Annotated in this window: 19 protein-coding genes; 11 read left to right on the forward strand and 8 right to left on the reverse strand. The window is 53.2% G+C overall.

The window, feature by feature from the left end:
- Nucleotides 1–131: 131 nt before the first annotated feature.
- The 5 genes from ACLD3P_RS11060 to pmrB all read left to right on the forward strand — a co-directional run bounded on the left by ACLD3P_RS11060 (nt 132) and on the right by pmrB (nt 5,892).
- Entirely contained in the window at nt 132–893 is a 762-nt protein-coding gene (locus ACLD3P_RS11060; RefSeq protein ID WP_001217074.1) for an AraC family transcriptional regulator, read from the forward strand.
- A 139-nt stretch (nt 894–1,032) separates the two neighbouring features.
- The gene (gene adiC, locus ACLD3P_RS11065) at nt 1,033–2,370 is read left to right on the forward strand and encodes an arginine/agmatine antiporter (RefSeq protein WP_000093130.1); all 1,338 of its coding nucleotides are present in this window, start codon (nt 1,033–1,035) and stop codon (nt 2,368–2,370) included.
- Nucleotides 2,371–2,503: 133 nt separating this feature from the next.
- Nucleotides 2,504–4,147, forward strand: coding sequence for a phosphoethanolamine transferase EptA (eptA, locus tag ACLD3P_RS11070; protein ID WP_001630070.1), 1,644 nt, complete (start codon nt 2,504–2,506; stop codon nt 4,145–4,147).
- Complete coding sequence (gene pmrA, locus ACLD3P_RS11075; RefSeq protein ID WP_000697894.1) at nt 4,144–4,812, forward strand: two-component system response regulator PmrA; 669 nt, start codon at nt 4,144–4,146, stop codon at nt 4,810–4,812. The genes eptA and pmrA overlap by 4 nt, the downstream gene beginning before the upstream one ends.
- Nucleotides 4,813–4,821: 9 nt before the next feature.
- Entirely contained in the window at nt 4,822–5,892 is a 1,071-nt protein-coding gene (pmrB, locus tag ACLD3P_RS11080; protein WP_411006605.1) for a sensor histidine kinase, read from the forward strand.
- A gap of 7 nt (nt 5,893–5,899) precedes the next feature.
- Here the strand turns inward: pmrB and pmrR are convergent, their stop codons facing one another.
- Nucleotides 5,900–5,989 carry an LpxT activity modulator PmrR gene (gene pmrR, locus ACLD3P_RS11085; RefSeq protein WP_000844399.1) on the reverse strand — a complete coding sequence of 30 codons (90 nt, stop codon included), beginning with the start codon at nt 5,987–5,989 and terminating at the stop codon, nt 5,900–5,902.
- A gap of 69 nt (nt 5,990–6,058) precedes the next feature.
- A complete protein-coding gene (gene proP / locus ACLD3P_RS11090; RefSeq protein WP_000919710.1) occupies nt 6,059–7,561 on the reverse strand; it encodes a glycine betaine/L-proline transporter ProP in 1,503 nt (500 codons plus the stop codon).
- Nucleotides 7,562–8,028: 467 nt separating this feature from the next.
- On the opposite strand from proP, the gene ACLD3P_RS11095 reads away from it, so the two are divergent.
- The 6 genes from ACLD3P_RS11095 to yjcO all read left to right on the forward strand — a co-directional run bounded on the left by ACLD3P_RS11095 (nt 8,029) and on the right by yjcO (nt 14,057).
- Entirely contained in the window at nt 8,029–8,364 is a 336-nt protein-coding gene (locus ACLD3P_RS11095) for a zinc ribbon domain-containing protein YjdM (RefSeq protein ID WP_000056482.1), read from the forward strand.
- Nucleotides 8,365–8,482: 118 nt separating this feature from the next.
- The gene (gene yjdN, locus ACLD3P_RS11100; RefSeq protein WP_076936173.1) at nt 8,483–8,926 is read left to right on the forward strand and encodes a VOC family metalloprotein YjdN; all 444 of its coding nucleotides are present in this window, start codon (nt 8,483–8,485) and stop codon (nt 8,924–8,926) included.
- 151 nt (nt 8,927–9,077) lie between these two features.
- The gene (gene phnO, locus ACLD3P_RS11105; protein WP_411006604.1) at nt 9,078–9,512 is read left to right on the forward strand and encodes an aminoalkylphosphonate N-acetyltransferase; all 435 of its coding nucleotides are present in this window, start codon (nt 9,078–9,080) and stop codon (nt 9,510–9,512) included.
- 257 nt (nt 9,513–9,769) lie between these two features.
- On the forward strand, nt 9,770–10,678 hold the full coding sequence (gene lpxO / locus ACLD3P_RS11110; RefSeq protein ID WP_411006603.1) for an aspartyl/asparaginyl beta-hydroxylase domain-containing protein: 909 nt from the start codon (nt 9,770–9,772) through the stop codon (nt 10,676–10,678).
- 365 nt (nt 10,679–11,043) lie between these two features.
- Nucleotides 11,044–13,191, forward strand: coding sequence for a formate dehydrogenase H subunit alpha, selenocysteine-containing (locus tag ACLD3P_RS11115; RefSeq protein ID WP_011233236.1), 2,148 nt, complete (start codon nt 11,044–11,046; stop codon nt 13,189–13,191).
- A 176-nt stretch (nt 13,192–13,367) separates the two neighbouring features.
- Entirely contained in the window at nt 13,368–14,057 is a 690-nt protein-coding gene (gene yjcO / locus ACLD3P_RS11120) for a Sel1 family TPR-like repeat protein YjcO (protein ID WP_000771454.1), read from the forward strand.
- A gap of 157 nt (nt 14,058–14,214) precedes the next feature.
- On the opposite strand, the gene gltP is transcribed toward yjcO, so the two are convergent.
- The 6 genes from gltP to nrfB form a co-directional block, all read right to left on the reverse strand.
- Nucleotides 14,215–15,525 carry a glutamate/aspartate:proton symporter GltP gene (gene gltP, locus ACLD3P_RS11125; RefSeq protein ID WP_000793278.1) on the reverse strand — a complete coding sequence of 437 codons (1,311 nt, stop codon included), beginning with the start codon at nt 15,523–15,525 and terminating at the stop codon, nt 14,215–14,217.
- 344 nt (nt 15,526–15,869) lie between these two features.
- Nucleotides 15,870–16,490, reverse strand: a complete 621-nt coding sequence (gene nrfG / locus ACLD3P_RS11130; protein ID WP_411006602.1) for a heme lyase NrfEFG subunit NrfG — start codon at nt 16,488–16,490, stop codon at nt 15,870–15,872.
- On the reverse strand, nt 16,487–18,709 hold the full coding sequence (gene nrfEF / locus ACLD3P_RS11135) for a heme lyase NrfEFG subunit NrfEF (RefSeq protein WP_411006601.1): 2,223 nt from the start codon (nt 18,707–18,709) through the stop codon (nt 16,487–16,489). Before nrfEF ends, nrfG begins: the two co-directional genes overlap by 4 nt.
- Nucleotides 18,702–19,658 (reverse strand): cytochrome c nitrite reductase subunit NrfD, encoded by a 957-nt coding sequence (gene nrfD, locus ACLD3P_RS11140; RefSeq protein WP_021001034.1) that lies wholly within the window; start codon nt 19,656–19,658, stop codon nt 18,702–18,704. Before nrfD ends, nrfEF begins: the two co-directional genes overlap by 8 nt.
- Complete coding sequence (gene nrfC, locus ACLD3P_RS11145; RefSeq protein WP_001278025.1) at nt 19,655–20,326, reverse strand: cytochrome c nitrite reductase Fe-S protein; 672 nt, start codon at nt 20,324–20,326, stop codon at nt 19,655–19,657. Before nrfC ends, nrfD begins: the two co-directional genes overlap by 4 nt.
- Nucleotides 20,323–20,889: a cytochrome c nitrite reductase pentaheme subunit gene (nrfB, locus tag ACLD3P_RS11150; RefSeq protein ID WP_000115065.1), complete on the reverse strand. Its 567-nt coding sequence runs from the start codon at nt 20,887–20,889 to the stop codon at nt 20,323–20,325. Before nrfB ends, nrfC begins: the two co-directional genes overlap by 4 nt.
- Nucleotides 20,890–20,904 lie beyond the last annotated feature (15 nt).

Below are 20,904 nucleotides of genomic sequence, written 5' to 3' on the forward strand. Positions count from 1 at the left end.
AAATATTGTAATATTATTCAGGAAAGTTATTTTAGTGCAGTTTCAATTCATCACACAATTGACTCAGTCCCCGTTATCTCTCCCGTTTGGCGAGATCCGGTATTTTATGTTCATATTCCAGGAGTTCGGGTATGAGGATTTGCAGCAACGAACCTTGCATAGTGTTATTAACCGAAAAAGATACATGGTTACGAGTAAATGGTAAGGAGCCAATCAGTTTAAAAGCGAATCATATGGCCATTCTGGCTTGTGAAAATAACGTTATTGACATTTCATCATTAAATAGCGTGCTAGTAATACAAGTGAGTCGCAATAATATTAAAGACTATTTACAATTCCTGAATAAAGATCTCTCACACCTTCCCGTCTGGCAACGCAACGCCGATCCCTTATTGACTGCCAACTGTCTGACGCCGGATATCTTCAGGGTCGCTGCCCGCTACAGCGCGATGGAAGCACCGGATGAAATTGTGAGTGAACGTACCCGTGCGCTCCTTTTCACCGTTTTATCCCGCTTTCTTGACCACAAAAAATTTATTTCTTTGTTAATGCACATGCTGCGCAGCCGCATCAGTGACAGCGTTTACCACATCATTCAGAGCGATATTCATAAAGACTGGAATCTGAGCGCCGTTGCCAGTTGCCTGTGCCTGAGTCCAAGCTTGTTAAAGAAAAAGCTCAAAAACGAGAATACCAGTTATAGCCAAATAATCACGACCTGCCGAATGCGTTATGCCGTAAACCAATTATTAATGGACGGGAAGAATATCTCTCAAGTCTCACAGCTGTGTGGGTATAACAGCACATCGTACTTTATTTCCGTGTTTAAAGAGTTTTATGGTATGACCCCCCTGCATTATGTTAGCCAACATCGGGAACGATCGGCTGCCTAATTTTTCTACACTCAACGATAAGACACGATAATAACAGCATTGGCGATAACCCGTCTCCGACATAATTCAGCGGCATTCTGAGGGGGTATGATACGACGTAATTTATCGTAACGAAGTCACCTTTTCAGGAGTCCAAATTATGTCTTCGGATGCTGATGCTCACAAAGTGGGCCTAATCCCCGTCACCTTAATGGTATCGGGGAATATTATGGGTTCAGGGGTATTCTTACTCCCTGCCAACCTGGCGGCCACTGGCGGGATTGCAATCTACGGATGGCTGGTCACTATCATCGGCGCCCTGGCGCTGTCGATGGTTTATGCCAAAATGTCGTCCTTAGATCCCAGTCCCGGCGGTTCCTATGCCTACGCACGTCGCTGCTTCGGGCCGTTTTTGGGCTATCAAACGAACGTGCTGTACTGGCTGGCATGCTGGATCGGTAATATCGCGATGGTCGTTATCGGCGTCGGCTATCTGAGCTATTTCTTCCCGATTCTGAAAGATCCGCTGGTATTAACGCTTACCTGCGTCGCGGTGCTGTGGATTTTTGTTCTGCTGAACATCGTCGGGCCGAAAATGATTACCCGCGTACAGGCCGTCGCCACCGTACTGGCGCTGGTGCCTATCGTAGGGATTGCGGTCTTCGGCTGGTTCTGGTTTAAAGGCGAAACCTATATGGCGGCCTGGAACGTGAGCGGCATGAATACCTTCGGCGCAATTCAAAGCACGTTGAACGTTACGCTGTGGTCATTCATCGGGGTAGAAAGCGCCTCCGTTGCGGCCGGGGTGGTCAAAAACCCGAAACGCAATGTGCCTATCGCCACCATCGGCGGGGTACTGATCGCCGCCGTCTGCTATGTACTCTCCACAACGGCGATTATGGGGATGATCCCCAACGCGGCGCTGCGTGTGTCGGCATCGCCTTTCGGTGACGCGGCGCGTATGGCGCTGGGCGATACCGCAGGGGCTATTGTTTCCTTCTGTGCGGCAGCGGGTTGCCTGGGCTCTCTCGGCGGCTGGACGCTGCTTGCCGGTCAAACCGCAAAAGCGGCGGCGGACGATGGTCTCTTCCCGCCGATCTTCGCGCGGGTTAATAAAGCCGGTACGCCAGTGGCTGGGTTGCTTATCGTCGGCGTGCTGATGACTATCTTCCAGTTCAGCAGTATGTCGCCGAACGCCGCGAAAGAGTTTGGTCTGGTCTCTTCCGTGTCGGTTATCTTCACCCTGGTGCCTTATCTTTACACCTGTGCCGCGCTGTTGCTGTTGGGCCACGGTCACTTTGGTAAAGCGCGCCCGCTGTATCTGCTGATCACCTTCGTCGCGTTTGTGTATTGCATCTGGGCGGTCATTGGTTCCGGCGCCAAAGAAGTGATGTGGTCGTTCGTCACGTTGATGGTGATCACCGCGCTGTATGCGTTGAACTACAACCGCATTCACAAAAACCCGTATCCGCTGGATGCGCCGGTTAAACAGGATTGACCACGTGTAGTTAATGTTATCGCAACAGGCCGGATAGCGCAGGTTATCCGGCCACCACCAACATTAAGTTCTTAAGGTTCACTTAATTTTACTTTGTCACGATTAGCGTCACCGAATCGATGGACGCATCAACATGTTAAAGCGCTTTCTTAAAAGACCTGTTCTTGGGCAAATCGCCTGGCTTCTGCTTTTTTCCTTTTATATTGCCGTCTGCCTGAACATTGCGTTCTACAAGCAAGTACTACAAGACCTACCGTTAAACTCGCTGCGCAATGTGCTGGTGTTTATTTCCATGCCGGTCGTCGCGTTTAGCGTGGTCAATAGTGTGCTGACGCTGGCCTCATTTATTTGGCTAAACCGACTGCTGGCCTGCGTTTTTATTCTGGTCGGCGCTGCCGCGCAGTATTTTATTTTGACTTACGGCATCATCATCGATCGCTCCATGATCGCCAATATGATGGATACCACGCCCGCAGAAACCTTTGCGCTGATGACGCCGAGAATGGTGCTGACGCTGGGATTAAGCGGCGTTCTGGCAGCCGTGATTGCCTTCTGGGTCAAAATCCGTCCGGCGACGCCGCGCTTACGTAGCGGGCTTTACCGCCTGGCCAGCGTCCTGATCTCTATTTTATTAGTTATTCTGGTCGCCGCCTTTTTCTATAAAGATTACGCCTCGCTATTTCGAAATAATAAACAGTTGATCAAAGCGTTAAGCCCATCGAACAGTATTGTCGCCAGTTGGTCATGGTATTCGCATCAACGGCTGGCGAATTTGCCGCTGGTACGCATTGGCGAGGATGCCCATCGCAATCCATTAATGCTGAAAGGCGATCGCAAAAACCTGACGATTCTTATCGTTGGCGAAACCTCGCGCGGCGATGATTTCTCTCTTGGCGGCTATCCGCGCGACACCAATCCGCGGCTGGCGAAAGACGATGTGATCTACTTCCCGCATACCACCTCTTGCGGTACGGCGACCGCGATCTCCGTTCCCTGCATGTTTTCTGATATGCCGCGCAAACATTATGACGAAGAGCTGGCGCATCACCAGGAAGGGCTGCTGGATATTATCCAGCGCGCGGGGATTAACGTACTGTGGAATGATAATGACGGCGGCTGTAAAGGCGCATGCGATCGCGTTCCGCATCAAAATGTCACCGAGCTAAACCTGCCCGGACAATGTATCGACGGCGAGTGCTACGATGAGGTGTTATTTCACGGTCTGGAAGACTATATCGACCATTTGAAAGGCGATGGCGTTATTGTATTACATACCATCGGCAGCCACGGCCCAACCTATTACAACCGTTATCCACCGCAGTTTAAAAAATTTACCCCAACCTGTGACACTAACGAAATTCAGAACTGTTCCCAACAGCAGTTGATCAACACCTATGATAATACCGTGCTGTACGTGGACTATATTGTAGATAAAGCCATTAACCTGCTGAAATCTCATCAGGATAAATTCACAACCAGCCTGGTCTATCTTTCCGATCACGGCGAATCATTGGGTGAAAATGGCGTTTATTTACACGGTCTGCCGTATTCCATTGCGCCGGATACGCAAAAACATGTCCCGATGCTCATTTGGCTTTCTAAAGATTATCAACAGCGTTATCAGGTGGATCAGGCCTGCCTGCAAAAACGGGCGAGCACGCTGGATTATTCACAGGACAATCTTTTCTCAACCATGCTGGGATTAACCGGCGTACAAACGACGTATTACCAGGCCGCAGATGATATTCTGCAACCGTGCAGGAGACTAAGCGAATGAAGATACTGATTGTTGAAGACGACACGCTATTATTACAGGGGTTAATACTCGCCGCGCAAACCGAAGGCTATGCGTGTGATGGCGTTTCGACAGCGCGTGCCGCCGAGCATAGTCTGGAGTCTGGTCATTACAGTCTGATGGTGCTGGATTTAGGGCTGCCCGATGAGGATGGCCTGCATTTCCTGACGCGAATCCGACAGAAAAAATATACCCTGCCGGTACTCATTCTGACCGCCCGCGATACGCTCAACGATCGCATTAGCGGGCTGGATGTCGGCGCAGATGATTATCTGGTTAAACCCTTCGCCCTGGAGGAGTTGCACGCCCGCATCCGCGCGCTGCTGCGCCGCCATAATAACCAGGGTGAAAGTGAACTGACGGTTGGCAATCTGACGCTCAATATAGGCCGCCATCAGGCATGGAGGGATGGACAGGAACTGACCCTGACGCCTAAGGAGTACGCGCTGCTCTCACGATTGATGCTCAAGGCAGGCAGCCCAGTGCACCGGGAAATTCTTTATAACGATATCTACAACTGGGATAACGAACCCTCGACCAACACTCTGGAAGTGCATATACATAATTTGCGCGACAAAGTCGGCAAGTCGCGCATTCGCACGGTTCGCGGGTTTGGCTACATGCTGGTTGCCACTGAGGAAAGCTAAGTGAGCCTGATGCGTTTTCAGCGAAGAGCGATGACCCTTCGCCAGCGTTTAACGCTGACAATTGGACTTATTCTGCTGGTGTTCCAGTTAATCAGTACCTTTTGGTTATGGCATGAAAGCACTGAGCAAATCCAACTGTTCGAGCAGGCGCTGCGGGATAATCGCAACAACGATCGCCATATCATGCACGAAATTCGCGAGGCGGTCGCCAGCCTGATCGTCCCCAGCATATTTATGGTTAGCCTGACGCTGCTGGCTTGCTACCAGGCGGTACGACGTATTACCCGCCCGCTCGCCGAACTGCAAAAAGAGCTGGAAGCGCGGACGGCGGATAATTTGGTGCCGATCGCCATTCACAGCTCCACGCTTGAGGTTGAGTCCGTCGTCTCGGCGATCAATCAACTGGTTACGCGTTTGACCACCACGCTCGACAATGAACGCCTTTTTACCGCCGATGTGGCCCATGAGCTACGCACGCCGCTGTCGGGGGTGCGTTTGCATCTGGAATTATTGTCAAAAACCCACAATGTTGATGTCGCGCCGCTTATCGCCCGTCTTGACCAGATGATGGATAGCGTCTCCCAGCTTCTGCAACTGGCGCGCGTGGGCCAGTCATTCTCTTCCGGGAATTATCAGGAAGTAAAACTGCTGGAAGATGTGATCCTCCCCTCCTACGATGAGCTGAACACTATGCTGGAAACGCGCCAGCAAACTCTGTTGCTGCCGGAAAGCGCGGCGGACGTGGTGGTGCGCGGTGACGCAACGTTACTGCGTATGCTGCTGCGAAATCTGGTGGAAAACGCGCATCGCTATAGCCCTGAAGGAACCCATATCACTATCCACATTAGCGCCGACCCCGACGCTATTATGGCGGTCGAAGACGAGGGTCCGGGTATTGATGAAAGCAAATGCGGGAAGCTAAGCGAAGCGTTCGTGCGGATGGACAGCCGTTATGGCGGAATTGGCCTGGGGCTGAGTATCGTCAGCCGCATCACCCAGCTACATCAGGGACAGTTTTTCCTGCAAAACCGTACGAAAAGAACAGGCACCCGTGCCTGGGTGCTGTTGAAAAAGGCATAACAGGCGTTTAATACGTCGTGACCCACACATAGATAAAACTGCTGACAATCAGCACACTACACAGGGTCGTCAAACTTTTATAAATATAGCTTTTCATGACGCTCTCCTCCAAAGGTATGGAGGAGAGTATGCCCGCGAGAGATTAAGCGAACCTTAAGCGCGAAATTTATTCATCGATACGCGGATGTTGCTGTACCAGACGCGAACGTTTGACCTGCAGCTCCGCAATTTCCTGATCGATGTCGTCGATTTTCTGCTCAATATTATCGTAATGCTCGCCCAGAATTTCCTTCGCTTCCTGGATGTCCGACGCCGCTGGCGTTGCGCCTTTTAACGGACGATTGGCCGTTTCTTTCATGGAAATACCGGTAATCAAGCCTATCACCGCGATGACCATCAAATAATACGCCGGCATCATCAGATCCTGCGAGCTTTCCACCAGCCAGGCCGCCAGCGTTGGCGTCAGACCAGCAATCAATACAGAGATATTAAAAGCCGCCGCCAGCGCGCTGTAACGAATATGCGTCGGAAACATCGCCGGCAATGTCGAGGCCATCACCCCGGTAAAGCAGTTCAGAATCACCGCCAGCATCAACAAACCGGCAAAAATCAGGCCAATAACGTTACTGTTAATCAGGATAAAGGCCGGGATCGCCAGCGCGAACAGCGCAATGCTGCCCATAATCACAAACGGACGACGACCGAAACGGTCGCTCAGCAGCCCCATCACCGGCTGCACAAACAGCATCCCGATCATAATGGCGATGATAATCAACACGCCGTGATCTTCAGAATAGTGCAGGTTATGCGACAGGTAGCTCGGCATGTAGGTGAGCAGCATGTAGTAGGTCACGTTGGTGGCAATCACCAGACCGATACATGACAACAGGCTACGCCAGTGTTTGGTGGCAATCTCTTTAAAGGAGACTTTCGGCCCATCCTGCAGCCCTTCGCGGTCGCCCTGCTCCAGTTTATCCACGTGCTGCTGAAACGCTGGCGTCTCTTCCAGCGCATGGCGTAAGTAGAGACCAATAATTCCCAATGGCAGGGCGATAAAGAACGGAATACGCCAGCCCCACTCCAGGAAATTCTCCTCGCCGACAATCGTTGAGATTAAGACCACCACGCCCGCGCCCAGCACGAACCCGGCGATGGAACCAAAATCCAGCCAGCTTCCCATAAATCCGCGTTTACGATCCGGCGAATATTCCGCGACAAAGATCGACGCGCCGGTATATTCCCCGCCAACCGAGAAGCCCTGCGCCATTTTACACAACAACAACAGTATTGGCGCCCAGATACCGATCGTCGCGTAAGAGGGGATTAACCCGATACAGAAGGTACTGATCGACATAATCACAATCGTGATCGCCAGGATCTTCTGGCGCCCGTATTTATCGCCGAGCATACCAAAGAATAACCCGCCGAGCGGACGAATCAGGAAGGGAACGGAAAACGTGGCCAGCGCGGCAATCATCTGGACGCTGGGATCGGCGCCGGGGAAAAAGACTTTACCCAACGCGTAGGCAACAAATCCATAAACACCAAAATCAAACCACTCCATCGCGTTGCCCAGCGAGGCGGCGGTAATTGCTTTGCGAAGTTTACCATCATCAATGATGGTCACATCGCCCAGTGTAATCGGTTTTATTTTTTTCCTTTTCAGCATAGCTGTCCTCATAGGCTAAGCCCTGTAGCGCTATATACGGCGGGCACTGGCATACCGCGCCAGCGTCGCCGTCGAGCGGAGGGAGGGGCGCGAACGCTCTCCCTCATACAAGCGTAGCAGGTTTACTTACACTGTCCGGTTACGGACTGTACAACCGAACCTGTTGACGCCTGAATGGGCAGTTAATGACCTTTTTACCCTAACAGGGTTTAAATATGTGATCAACTTCACACATATATGTCAATTCGGTCAAAAGGTGTAAATAAGGACGCCCTAATGCGCTGTGGTGACAGTAAAAAAGCGGTTATTCGAGTGTAAACCATTGCTGACTGGCGTGGCGCAGTCCCTTTTATAAAAGCGGCAATAGTCCCGACAACGCTAAGGATTTTGTGTATAATTGCGGCCTTTTTCGGCGATCTGCCATTTTTGGGCGCGTTTGCCCCCGCTGACTTTTTGAGGATACCAACATGTCATTACCCCACTGCCCGCAATGTAACTCCGAATATACCTACGAAGATAACGGCATGTTCATCTGCCCGGAATGCGCTCACGAATGGAACGATGCGGAACCCGCTCAGGAGAGCGATGAGCTGATTGTCAAAGACGCCAACGGCAACCTGCTGGCGGACGGCGATAGCGTCACCATCGTAAAAGATCTGAAAGTAAAAGGCAGCTCTTCCATGCTGAAAATCGGCACCAAAGTGAAGAACATTCGTCTGGTTGAAGGCGACCATAACATCGACTGCAAAATCGATGGTTTTGGCCCGATGAAACTGAAATCCGAGTTTGTGAAAAAGAACTGATTTACCGTGTCATTGCCCGGTAGCGCCTGCTTACCGGGCCTGAGCGGCCCTGCCACCGACAATATTGTGCCAATTTCGAACTACACTTAACGAGCATCTCTTACCTGAGGTAACCATCATGCCGTTAAGTTCCTATCTCTCTTTTGCCGGCAACTGTGCCGACGCCATCGCGTATTATCAACAAACGTTAGGCGCAGAACTGCTTTATAAACTCAGCTTCGGTGAAATGCCCCCCTCAGCGGCGGATAACGAAGAGGGCTGCCCGTCAGGAGTGCGCTTTCCCGATACTGCTATCGCCCACGCCAACATGCGCATTGCCGGCAGCGATATCATGATGAGTGATGCCAGCGCGTCGGGAACGGCGCATTATTCCGGCTTTACGCTGGTGCTTGATACCCAGGATGTAGCAGAAGGGAAGCGCTGGTTTGATAACCTTGCCGCACAAGGGCAAATCGAAATGGACTGGCAGGAGACCTTCTGGGCGCAGGGTTTCGGCAAGGTCAGCGATCGTTTCGGTGTGCCGTGGATGATTAACGTGGTTAAACATCAGCCTGCCACCTAACTCCCCGGGAGGCTCGCCCTCCCCCTTGCCATCAGATTGAGCTTTGGCTGCACGTTATCCGCCGTTTAACTGCCATAGAATAAATAATGACGGTAGTTTGTTACAGTCTGTCGAAAGATGGTTGATCCTGATGAAGCGTCGGGAGGACATTATGTCAGTCTGTGAATTACGCCACGCGACAACAGAGGATACCGATTCTGTTTACGCGCTTATCTGTGAGTTACTTAAAAATGAGCTTGATTATCAGGCTTTCAGAGATGGGTTCGCCGCTAATTTACTGGACCCCAACGTTCATTATCGTTTAGCGCTGCGCAACGGAGAGATAGTCGGCATGATCAGCCTGCATATGCAGTTTCATCTCCATCATGCCAACTGGATTGGCGAAATTCAGGAGCTGGTGGTATTACCGCAGATGCGGGGACAAAAAGTTGGCAGTCAGCTTCTGGCCTGGGCAGAAGAAGAAGCACGTCAGGCGGGCGCCGAGCTAACGGAGCTTTCCACAAATATTAAACGCCGCGATGCACACCGTTTTTATCTTCGCGAAGGTTACAAGCAAAGTCATTTTCGGTTTACGAAAGCATTGTGATCTGGCAGCCGTCATCGGGAGATAAGACATAACGTAATCAACCGTCACCGGGTGAAGTAGCGGAGCCATCTTAATTCTACTGTCGGCAAGCCTGGATAAAGGTTAAACGAGCTGACTCGCTTCTTTAACAAAAATGGCCCTTTTAAGTTGTAGAAATGTAAATTTATTGTCAACGAACTACACTTTTCTCTTTGGCATCACCGGGAGGGTTGCCTGAAAATCCCGGGATGAGGTTTTCTTAGAAGGACAGTGACGTTATGTTCGCAGCAATCATTATCGGTATTTTTATTATCAGCGTCATTTATGCGCATTCACGCGGTGTGGAAAAACAAAAACTTTCCCGTCAACTCTTTGATCACTCGACGTTTATGGCTCCGATCAATATGTTCATGACTCGCTTCTCAACGTTACCGGCAAAGCAGCCGTACTTTGATACCACGGCATTTCCAGAGCTGCAGAAGCTGACGGAAAACTGGCAGGTGATTCGTGAAGAGGCGCTACGGCTTCAGCATCACATAAAAGCCGCGCAGGCCAATAACGACGCCGGATTCAACACCTTTTTCAAGCGCGGCTGGAAACGGTTTTACCTTAAATGGTATTCCGATGCCCACCCGTCGGCGGAAACGTTATGCCCGATAACGACAAAGCTGGTCAACAGCATCCCCTCTATTAAAGCGGCGATGTTCGCCGAGTTGCCTCCCGGAGCCTATCTGGGAAAACATCGCGACCCCTATGCCGGTTCAGTACGTTACCATCTTGGATTAAGCACACCGAATGACGACCGCTGTTTTATTGAAGTTGATCGACAGCGCCATAGCTGGCGCGACGGCGAAGCCGTCATCTTCGACGAAACCTACGTTCATTGGGCGGAAAATAAAACTGAGCAGACGCGTATTATCCTCTTTTGCGATATTGAGCGCCCAATGAAATGGCGCTGGGCGCAGAACGTAAACCACTGGGTCGGCGCATCGTTGATGTCCGCCGCCAGTTCGCCAAACGACGAGAACGATCGCACCGGTGCGATTAATCGCATCTTTAAATACGTTCACGCAGCACGCGATGCCGGGCAACGGCTGAAAAAGAAAAACCGCACTCTCTATTACGCGCTGAAATATCTCGTTATTGCCGCTATTTTTGCCGCGATAATCCTTTTCAGCCTCCTCTGAAGCCGGGCCGCGGTATGGAACTGCCTGCCGCGGCCTGTTCTATCCTGGCGTTAGTCTCAAAGCGTTCCCTGGCCTTGAGTCTATCCATCCGGATAATTTATTAAAAACCCCCACTTCAGGCAGAGCAGATTGCCGGATGGCGGCTCCGCCCTATCTGGCCTGCGCTCCGCGTTTCTCCCCATAATAAATGTCATGTGGCATTTTCTTTCGACACGTCAAAACTGACGATAGCCTGTTTTTCGTCAGGGTTTTGAACAAAATTCGCCCGTAATATCAGGGAAAGCCCATACTAAAAAAGTGGCATAAAACATGCATACTGAGGGCGACAGCGCGTATGCGCGATTTGATTAACTGGAGCGAAACCGATGAAAAAAGTCGTCACGGTTTGCCCGTATTGCGCATCAGGTTGCAAAATCAATCTGGTGGTCGATAACGGCAAAATCGTCCGGGCTGAGGCGGCGCAGGGGAAAACCAACCAGGGTACCCTGTGTCTGAAGGGCTACTACGGCTGGGATTTTATTAATGATACCCAGATCCTGACCCCGCGCCTGAAAACCCCAATGATCCGTCGCCAGCGTGGCGGCAAACTGGAATCTGTTTCCTGGGATGAAGCGCTCAATTACGTCGCTGAACGTTTGAGCGCCATCAAAGCGAAGTACGGTCCGGATGCAATCCAGACAACCGGCTCCTCTCGCGGTACCGGAAATGAAACCAACTATGTAATGCAAAAATTCGCACGCGCCGTTATTGGTACCAATAACGTTGACTGCTGCGCTCGCGTCTGACACGGCCCATCGGTTGCAGGTCTGCACCAATCGGTCGGTAACGGCGCAATGAGTAATGCGATTAACGAAATTGATAACACTGATTTAGTGTTCGTCTTCGGGTATAACCCGGCGGATTCCCACCCTATCGTGGCGAATCATGTGATTAACGCTAAACGCAACGGGGCGAAAATTATCGTCTGCGATCCGCGCAAAATTGAAACTGCGCGCATCGCTGACATGCATATCGCGTTGAAAAACGGCTCGAATATCGCGCTGCTCAACGCCATGGGGCATGTCATTATTGAAGAAAACCTGTACGACAAAGCGTTTGTCGCCAGCCGTACCGAAGGTTTTGAAGAGTACAGTAAGATTGTCGAAGGCTATACGCCGGAGTCCGTCGAAGAGATCACTGGCGTGAGCGCACAGGAAATTCGTCAGGCGGCGCGGATGTATGCCAGCGCGAAAAGCGCAGCGATCTTGTGGGGTATGGGCGTCACCCAGTTCTATCAGGGTGTGGAAACCGTGCGTTCACTGACCAGCCTCGCGATGCTGACCGGCAACCTCGGCAAGCCAAGCGCGGGCGTTAACCCGGTTCGCGGCCAGAACAACGTTCAGGGTGCGTGCGATATGGGCGCGCTGCCGGATACTTATCCGGGCTACCAGTACGTTAAGTTCCCGGAAAACCGCGAGAAGTTCGCTAAAGCCTGGGGCGTAGAAAGTCTGCCTGCGCATACCGGCTATCGCATCAGCGAGCTGCCGCACCGTGCGGCGCATGGCGAAGTGCGCGCGGCGTACATTATGGGTGAAGATCCGCTGCAAACCGATGCGGAACTCTCTGCAGTACGTAAAGCGTTTGAGGATCTGGAACTGGTCATCGTGCAGGATATCTTCATGACCAAAACCGCGTCGGCGGCGGATGTGATTTTACCCTCCACCTCCTGGGGCGAGCATGAAGGCGTCTTCTCTGCGGCTGACCGTGGCTTCCAGCGCTTCTTTAAAGCCGTTGAACCGAAGTGGGACCTGAAAACCGACTGGCAGATTATCAGTGAAATCGCCACCCGGATGGGCTATCCGATGCACTACAACAACACCCAGGAGATCTGGGATGAGTTGCGTCATCTGTGCCCGGATTTCTACGGCGCCACTTACGAGAAAATGGGCGAGCTGGGCTATATCCAGTGGCCGTGCCGCGACACGTCGGATGCCGATCAGGGAACCTCGTACCTCTTTAAAGAGAAGTTCGATACCCCCAACGGTCTGGCGCAGTTCTTCACCTGCGACTGGGTAGCGCCTATCGATAAACTCACCGAAGAGTACCCGATGGTACTGTCGACGGTGCGCGAAGTCGGTCACTACTCCTGCCGCTCAATGACCGGTAACTGTGCGGCGCTGGCCGCGCTGGCCGATGAACCGGGCTATGCGCAAATCAATACCGCCGACGCCGCGCGTCTGGGCATTGAAGATGAAGCGCTGGTGTGGGTTCATTCGCGCAAAGGCAAAATCATCACCCGCGCGCAGGTCAGCGATCGCCCGAACAAAGGGGCGATTTACATGACCTACCAGTGGTGGATTGGCGCCTGTAACGAGCTGGTGACTGAAAACCTCAGCCCGATTACCAAAACGCCGGAGTACAAATACTGCGCCGTACGCGTTGAGCCGATCGCCGATCAGCGAGCCGCCGAGCAGTATGTGATTGATGAGTACAACAAGCTGAAAACCCGCCTGCGCGAAAGCGCAATGGGTTGATCTGCCGGATGGCGGCATCAGAATGCTTTATTCGGCCTGCGTCTACTGTAGGCCTGATAAGATGCATTAGCATCGCCATCAGGCATTTTCCCTATAACAGCCTCCGCCCGGAGGCTGTTTTTTTATCCATACGATCTCTTTATACTGTCCTTTCCGTACCCTAAATAAAATTCAAAATGAAACTACTTCTTGCATTGATGTTGTTTATGACATTCTTTGCCCATGCCGCAGATCCTGAGCCGGGTAGCCAGTATTTGCAGGCAGCAGAGGCAGGTGACAGACGCGCGCAATATTTTCTGGCCGACAGTTGGTTGAGCTATGGCGATTTGAACAAAGCTGAATACTGGGCGCAAAAAGCCGCCGACAGTGGCGACGCCGACGCCTGCGCGCTACTGGCGCAAATCAAAATCACTAATCCGGTAAGCCTGGATTATCCCGACGCGAAAAAGCTGGCTGAAAAGGCGGCTAACGCGGGCAGTAAAGCGGGCGAAATTACGCTGGCGCGGATCCTGGTCAACACCCAGGCCGGGCGCCCGGACTACCCAAAAGCCATCTCGCTGCTGCAAAAGGCCTCTGAAGATCTGGATAACGACTCCGCGGTGGATGCGCAAATGTTGCTTGGCCTGATTTACGCCAACGGCGTGGGCATTGCCGCCGATGATGAAAAAGCCGCCTGGTATTTCAAACGCAGTTCCGCCATTTCCCGTACCGGCTATTCAGAATACTGGGCGGGAATGATGTTTTTAAACGGTGAACCGGGCTTTATTGAAAAGAACAAGCAGAAGGCGTTGCACTGGTTGAATCTAAGCTGTCTGGAAGGGTTTGATACCGGTTGCGAAGAGTTCGAAACGCTAACAAATGGCTGATGTTTATTGTCGGATGAACGTAGTCGTTGTAGGCCTGATAAGCGTAGCGCCATCAGGCAACCCGGAGCAGGTTGCCGGATGGCAGCGTGAACGCCTTATCCGGCCTACATTCTCTTTCGCTGTAGGCCGGATAAGCAAAGCGCCATCCGGCAATCCGTTATTGGGCGGTCTTATCAAATTTGCCCAGCACGTCGCGCTCGTAGGCCAGCGCTTTTTTGCGGTCAAACTTGTGTTCCCACTTGGCGATCACCAGCACCGCCAGCGCATTCCCCACCACATTTAGCGCAGTACGCGCCATGTCGAGGATACGGTCGACACCGGCGATAAACGCCAGCCCTTCCAGCGGAATGCCCACGCTGCCCAGCGTCGCCAGTAACACCACGAAGGAAACGCCAGGCACGCCGGCAATCCCTTTCGACGTCACCATCAGCGTCAGCACCAGTACAATTTCCTGCCACAGCGACAGGTCGATACCGTATAGCTGCGCGATAAAAATGGCGGCGATGCTCTGGTATAACGTGGAGCCGTCGAGGTTAAATGAGTAACCGGTCGGTACCACGAAACTGGTGATAGAGGCTGGCGCGCCGTAAGCTTCCATCTTCTCGATAATGCGCGGCAGTACGCTCTCGGAGCTGGCGGTCGAGTACGCCAGAATCAATTCATCTTTCAGAATGCGAATCAGAATCCAGATACTTAACCCGCACAGGCGCGCCACGATGCCCAGCACTACAAGCGCAAAGAAGATAATGGCAAAGTGTACCAGCAGCACCAGTTTCGCCAGCGGCCACAGCGACGCGAAACCAAAATTCGCCACCGTGACGGCGATCAGCGCAAAAACGCCCACTGGCGCATAGCGCATCACCATATGGGTGACTTTAAACATGGTTTCAGAGATGGAACGAAATACCGTCACCAGCGGTTCGCGGTGCGTTGCCGGCAGGGACGACAACCCCAGCCCAAACAGGACCGAGAAAAAGATAATTGGCAGCATATCCCCTTTGGCCATCGATGCGATGATATTGGTCGGCACCAGCGACAGTATCGTCCCCATCAGCCCATGCGCATGACTTTGTACTTCCGCCGTGGTGTTCTGGTATTTCGAAATATCGACGGTCGCCAGTTGCGACATATCAATGCCTGAGCCTGGCTGAAAGACATTCGCCAGCGTAATGCCGAGGATAATCGCCACCGTGGTGATCAGTTCAAAATAGAGAATGGTTTTGGCGCCGATACGGCCTAGCTGTTTCGCATCGCCAACGCCGGCGATGCCGACAATCAGAGTCGAGATCACGATCGGCACGACGATCATTTTAATCAGGTGGATAAAGATATCGCCAGCAGGCGACAGCAGGTTGGCAATCAGCCATTCACGACTGTCACTGTGATAATGCAGATAGCTGCCCAACAGAATGCCCAGCACCATAGCCAGCAAAATTTGCCAGGCCAGGCTGACTTTCAAATTTTTCATAACAACAGACTTCCTCGATGAAGCGTTGCTCTCCGCCGAAAGCATGAGAGCAATACATACTGAAAGGGTATGATTTGTGTTGCGTTGGTTTGTAGAGTTTTTTAACGCGCATAATCAGTATCATTTGCATAGCGTCTTGCGCAACCCTTTCATAACAGGGCTTTTGGCTGTTTTTATGCATAATAACGCGAGTTTATGGCGTTAATGATGAATAACTATTTGTTATGGAAAGTTTTTTACTTCGTCAAAAACGAATAATACACTGAGGTAATTAATTTTTACTTGTGTCTCATTCGCCGTTTTTTTAAACAGCACACATGACAAAAGTCACAAAAAAGAAAAAATTATTTCTGCCGATTTTGTAACAATTTAGCCAAATTAATGGCCTCTATCAGCTGCGCGCGGTTCACTCGCGGCGAGTTAGCATCCAGTAAGGTCTGCCACAGCGACACGGCTTGCGCATAATCCGCCTGCATAAACGCATCCGCCGCCAGCAGCATCCGCGCGGTCACTTCTGTCGCATCCAGCGCTAACGCTTTATTAATCATTTCACGCGTCGCAGGCGTCATATGTTGCCCGGCCTGGTAATACAGCACCGTTGCCAGCGCGGCGAAAAGCTGCGCGTTATCGCCTCGCAGACGCAACGCCTGACGATATGCCAGCAGCGCATTGTCATACGCATTGCGATAGAGATAATACTCGCCCAGCCGCGCCCATTGCTCGCTATCCTGCGGATTGGCGCGGATTTTTTCTTGCAGCCTGGAAAGCTGCGCCTCTGGCGTTTGCGGGCTCGTAAAGTCACGTAGCGGATCGGCCAGACGCTGTTGCTCGCTACGCACAGCCTGCCATTTCGGCGTCAACAGATAGCCGCCGATACAGACAGCCACCATCAACACCGCCGCAGCCGCCAGACGCTTTACGGGCATGGGACGTAACGGCGCAGTGGAGTGTTCAGACTGGCTCATTGTTCTCCCTCTTCTGCGTGCTGACGCTTTCTCACCCGCCAGACTACCACGCCCACCAGCAATAACAGCAGGTACGGCAGCGCCCACAACAGTAGCGTTTGCTCATTCAACGGCGGGTTGTAGCGTACGAAATCACCATAACGGTCGGTCATCCAGGCGGTGATTTCCGCTTCGCTTTTACCTTCGGCCACCATGCTGTAAACCTGATGGCGCATACTGACCGCCACGGGCGCATTGGATTCCAGCAAATTCTGGTTCTGACACTGCGGACAGCGCAGTTGACCGGCAATAGACAGCGCTTTTTCCTGCTGTTGCGGATTGTCAAAGCGCCAGGTATCCACCACCTGGGCGTGGGTGCTAAAAGGCAGAAAAATCAGAAAAGCCACAAGTAACATCGTCTTGCCGGATGGCGGCGTAAACGCCTTATCCGGCCTACCATGCTTTTCACTCGTAGGCCTGATAAGCGCAGCGCCATCAGGCAATAACTCAGGATGCTTCCTCCCCCGCCATCCGCTCAGCAGCGCGCCAAACACCATCAACAATCCCCCTCCCCAGATCCAGCGCACGCCGGTCTGCACGTATAAGCGCATGGCGTAACGATCCGGTCCGGTTTTTTCGCCCATCACCGCGTACCAGTCATGTAGCAGGTTCCAGTGAATCCCCGGCTCCATCATCTGTTGACGACGCGCGGCATAGAAGCGCCTTTCAGGCTGCAGGCTGCCAATGCGTTTTTCATTCCGCCACAACGTGATCCGCGCTTTTTCACTGGTGTAGTTGCCTTTGGCCTCCAGATCCAGACGCTCGAAACGAAAGGTATAGCCCGCCAGTACCACCTGCTGACCGGGGCTGAGGTTAAGACTGATTTCATGCCGACTGCCGCTGGAAACCATGATCCCGGCGGCGAAGATAAATACGCCCGTATGCGCCAGCAACGCCGGAAGCTGACAACGCACAGAGACTTTGCGGCTTCTGATTGTCGCCAGCACGATAACTACCAGCATCAGCAGGCCAAACGGCAGCGTGACGCGATTAAAATAGGGCGCGCCCACCGAAAGCCTTCCCCAGCCCATCAAACCATAAATCATGGGGTAGAGCGTCCCGACCAGCACGATCAACAAGACGGCGCTAAAGAGTAGCAGCGTCGCCAGAATGAGCGTTTCGCGCTTTCCGCCGCCCAAACGCGTCGCCGGATACGGCTCCCGCGCCCGCCAGCCGTACAGAGCAAGCGATGCCAGACTTAACGCAGCAAAAAGGGTAAACAGCGGCACCGCGCGCACGTTATCCAGCGCAAAGGCATGTACCGAAACAAGAATGCCGGAACGCACAATCAGCGTTCCCAGCAACGAGAGGATCAGCGTCAGTATCGCCAGCAGCAACGACCAGTGACGGAAGCTCCCTCGCTGGCGGCTGACATACAGACTGTGCAGCAACGCGCTGGCGGCAAGCCACGGCAACAATGAGGCATTTTCCACCGGGTCCCAGAACCACCAGCCGCCCCAGCCCAGTTCGCAATACGCCCACCACGATCCGAGAATGATCCCCAGCGTCAGAGCGCACCAGCCGGGTAACGCCCAGCGCCAGCAAACCCAGGCGGTTGCCGCGTTAAAGCCGCCGCACAGTAGCGAAGCCAGCGCTACGCTCGCCGCGGTCATCAGGCCGCCATAACCCAGATAGAGCAGCGGCGGATGTAAGATCAGCCCCAGATGTTGCAGCATAGGATTAAGGTCGCGCCCTTCCATGGCGGGAGGGAAAATACGCAGGAACGGATCGGACCACAGCACAATAAATAGCAGCAGCGAGGCCATAATGAGGGACAAGATGCTCAGGGTCAGCGGAAAAAGCGCGTCAGATTCATGCCGGGAGCGCCAGGCGAATAGCGCCGTCCACCCCGAAAGAAGCAGCGCCCACAGCAGGAGCGAGCCTTCATGACCGCCCCATACCGCCGCCAGTTGCAGTCCCCATGACAACTGACTATGGCTATGCTGCGCAACATAAACGACCGAAAAATCGCTGGTCAGAAAACAGCTAACCAGAATCGCAAACGCCAGTAGCAGCAGCGTGAACGCCGTCCACGCGCCGCAGGTCGTCAGGCGCATGACGCCACGCCAGTGCTGCCCCATCCCGCACCACGTCGCCAGCGGGGTCAACACGTTGACCCCGAGACTCAACAACAGCGCCAGAAATCCGGCTTCAGGAAGGAAGATGTCCAGATTATGCAACCGTTAGCTGTCCCGCATAAAGAATGAAAAAGCGCAGCAGCAGCACGCCGGTCAAACTGGCGCCGCAAACGGCCAGCACGCCGTGAAACGTGACGCTACGATTTGCCCAGGGTTTCAGCAGCAGCGGGATAATCAATCCCAGCCCTACGACGCCAAGCCAGAACCACCAGCTCCAGAATCCGCCGCCCAGCGCCGCCGCCAGCGCGCGCATTTTGCCGTCATCGCCCAGCGCCAGCCCGATAAAAAAGGCCGCCAGCAGGAAGATCTCCAGCCATACCACTGGGGTTTCCATGCGATGTACAAAGCGCGCCTCGGTGCTGTGCGGGTTGCTACGATGGCGTAACGCCATAGCGATCAGCGCCACCGCCGCGCCGGAGGAGATGCCGGAGAACAGAAACAGCGCCGGCAGGATCGGGTTATTCAGGAACGGATAGGATTTCAGCGCCGACAGCAGAAAGCCGGTGTACGCTCCGAGCAGAACCGCCAGTACCAGCATTAACGTCTCCAGCGCGCGATGAAACGGCGTTATTAGCGCCAACACTTTCTGCACGATCTCTAAACGCGGCAGCCAACGCTGTTGCAGGGCAATCACCTCTTTTTCAAAGATTTTTGCCAGCCACAGTACTAACACCACCATGTACAACTGGAACAGCATCACCCCCATCGACATCACCGAGGTAAAGCTGTAGTGGAACATCAGCTTCCAGAAGGTCCACGGGCGCGTCAGGTGAAAGACCAGAATCAGCAGACCAAGAATAATCGCCCCCGGCCCTAACACCAGCGTAGTGCGCAGCAGCGTGCTGTCCGAACCGCCCGCCTCCGGATGGAAGCGACGCAGCAGAATCGCCAACGTGACCAGTCCGGCGGAGATGCCAATCAGAAACAGATAGATGGCGATGGGCCAGTCCCACACCAGTGATGCAAAATGGAATGCAGAAGCGGGTGTCATTGGCTCACCTCCCCATAGTTAAAGGGAACGCGGTAGACCTTCGGTTTTGTGCCCAGCGCCAGCTTGTAACGATAGGTGGTTTTCTGCCGCAACAAACGGGAGATATCGCTGTTGGGATCGTCCAGATTACCAAACGTCAGCGCCTTCGTCGGGCATGACTCAACGCAGGCGGGCTGTTTGCCCGCTTTCAGGTTGGTTTTCCGGCAGAAATCGCATTTATCAGCCGTTTTGCTCACCGGATGGATAAAGCGCACGCGGTAGGGACACGCGGCAATGCAGTACTGGCAGCCGACGCAAAGGTCCGGATTCACGTCGACAATACCGCTGGCGGCATCGCGGAATGATGCGCCGGTCGGGCAGACGTCAACGCAGGGGGCATGGTCGCAATGCTGGCACGAGTGGCGGAAGAAGCGATATTTCACATCAGGAAACGTCCCCTGCGGCTCGCTGCGAATAATCGTCAGGCGCGATACGCCTTCCGGCACGTTGTTGACTTCCCGACAGGCATCCATGCAGGCCGTGCAGCCGATGCATAATGACTCATCGTGTACCATGCCATAACGCACGCCGTTAATATTCAACGTGTTCGCTACAACGCGTCCTGCCATCCCACTGACCGCCGCCAGCGCGCCGACGCGGGTAATAAATTGACGTCGGGTGCAACTCATGGCTGCTCCTTAAGCAACGGAACGGACGCCGGATTAAAGTGCGGGTTAGTACGCTGATCGCTGTGGCAATCCACGCATATTTTGATCCGCCCTTTCTCGCTTAGCGTCTGCATCGTGTCTTGCTGCGGATGCAGGGAATGGCAACTGGCGCAGGTCACTTTAGTAACATGAACATCGTGCGGCCAGAACGCTTTTTGCAGTTGTTCAGGCAAGTGGCAGGACATACAGACGCTGTTCTGTTGCTCTACCGTATACATCGGGTCGTTAAAACGCATCACATCTTTCACCCCTTCACGGTGGTGAAGCGACGGTTGACCGTGGCAGTTGGTACAGGTTATCGGCAATTTATTGTTCGGGTTGATAGCGCCCGTATGTTTACCGTGCATACCTTCGGTGTCCGGTTTGTGACAGTCCAGACAGGCAGCATCCGGATTACGCTGCTGGGTGACCGTCCAGCGTTGATCCGACTCCTGCGGCGTTGGCGTGGCAGTAATTCCACTCAGGCTCCAGAACAGGCCTGACGCCAGCACCCCAGCAGTTAATAACGAACGTAATACGCTCATATTCACTCCGTTGAG

The sequence above is a fragment of the Salmonella sp. 741265073_HBA genome (assembly GCF_046569105.1).
Lineage (GTDB): Bacteria > Pseudomonadota > Gammaproteobacteria > Enterobacterales > Enterobacteriaceae > Salmonella > Salmonella enterica.

Bases quoted from the DNA above. Each gene is read 5' to 3' on its own strand.
- pmrB (WP_411006605.1), top strand. From the start codon at position 4,822: ATGCGTTTTCAGCGAAGAGCGATGACCCTTCGCCAGCGTTTAACGCTG.
- pmrA (WP_000697894.1), top strand. From the start codon at position 4,144: ATGAAGATACTGATTGTTGAAGACGACACGCTATTATTACAGGGGTTA.
- gltP (WP_000793278.1), bottom strand. From the start codon at position 15,525: ATGAAAAATTTGAAAGTCAGCCTGGCCTGGCAAATTTTGCTGGCTATG.
- proP (WP_000919710.1), bottom strand. From the start codon at position 7,561: ATGCTGAAAAGGAAAAAAATAAAACCGATTACACTGGGCGATGTGACC.
- pmrR (WP_000844399.1), bottom strand. From the start codon at position 5,989: ATGAAAAGCTATATTTATAAAAGTTTGACGACCCTGTGTAGTGTGCTG.
- eptA (WP_001630070.1), top strand. From the start codon at position 2,504: ATGTTAAAGCGCTTTCTTAAAAGACCTGTTCTTGGGCAAATCGCCTGG.
- lpxO (WP_411006603.1), top strand. From the start codon at position 9,770: ATGTTCGCAGCAATCATTATCGGTATTTTTATTATCAGCGTCATTTAT.
- nrfC (WP_001278025.1), bottom strand. From the start codon at position 20,326: ATGAGTTGCACCCGACGTCAATTTATTACCCGCGTCGGCGCGCTGGCG.
- ACLD3P_RS11095 (WP_000056482.1), top strand. From the start codon at position 8,029: ATGTCATTACCCCACTGCCCGCAATGTAACTCCGAATATACCTACGAA.
- ACLD3P_RS11060 (WP_001217074.1), top strand. From the start codon at position 132: ATGAGGATTTGCAGCAACGAACCTTGCATAGTGTTATTAACCGAAAAA.
- nrfD (WP_021001034.1), bottom strand. From the start codon at position 19,658: ATGACACCCGCTTCTGCATTCCATTTTGCATCACTGGTGTGGGACTGG.
- nrfB (WP_000115065.1), bottom strand. From the start codon at position 20,889: ATGAGCGTATTACGTTCGTTATTAACTGCTGGGGTGCTGGCGTCAGGC.
- nrfG (WP_411006602.1), bottom strand. From the start codon at position 16,490: ATGAGCCAGTCTGAACACTCCACTGCGCCGTTACGTCCCATGCCCGTA.
- adiC (WP_000093130.1), top strand. From the start codon at position 1,033: ATGTCTTCGGATGCTGATGCTCACAAAGTGGGCCTAATCCCCGTCACC.
- yjcO (WP_000771454.1), top strand. From the start codon at position 13,368: ATGAAACTACTTCTTGCATTGATGTTGTTTATGACATTCTTTGCCCAT.
- phnO (WP_411006604.1), top strand. From the start codon at position 9,078: ATGTCAGTCTGTGAATTACGCCACGCGACAACAGAGGATACCGATTCT.
- yjdN (WP_076936173.1), top strand. From the start codon at position 8,483: ATGCCGTTAAGTTCCTATCTCTCTTTTGCCGGCAACTGTGCCGACGCC.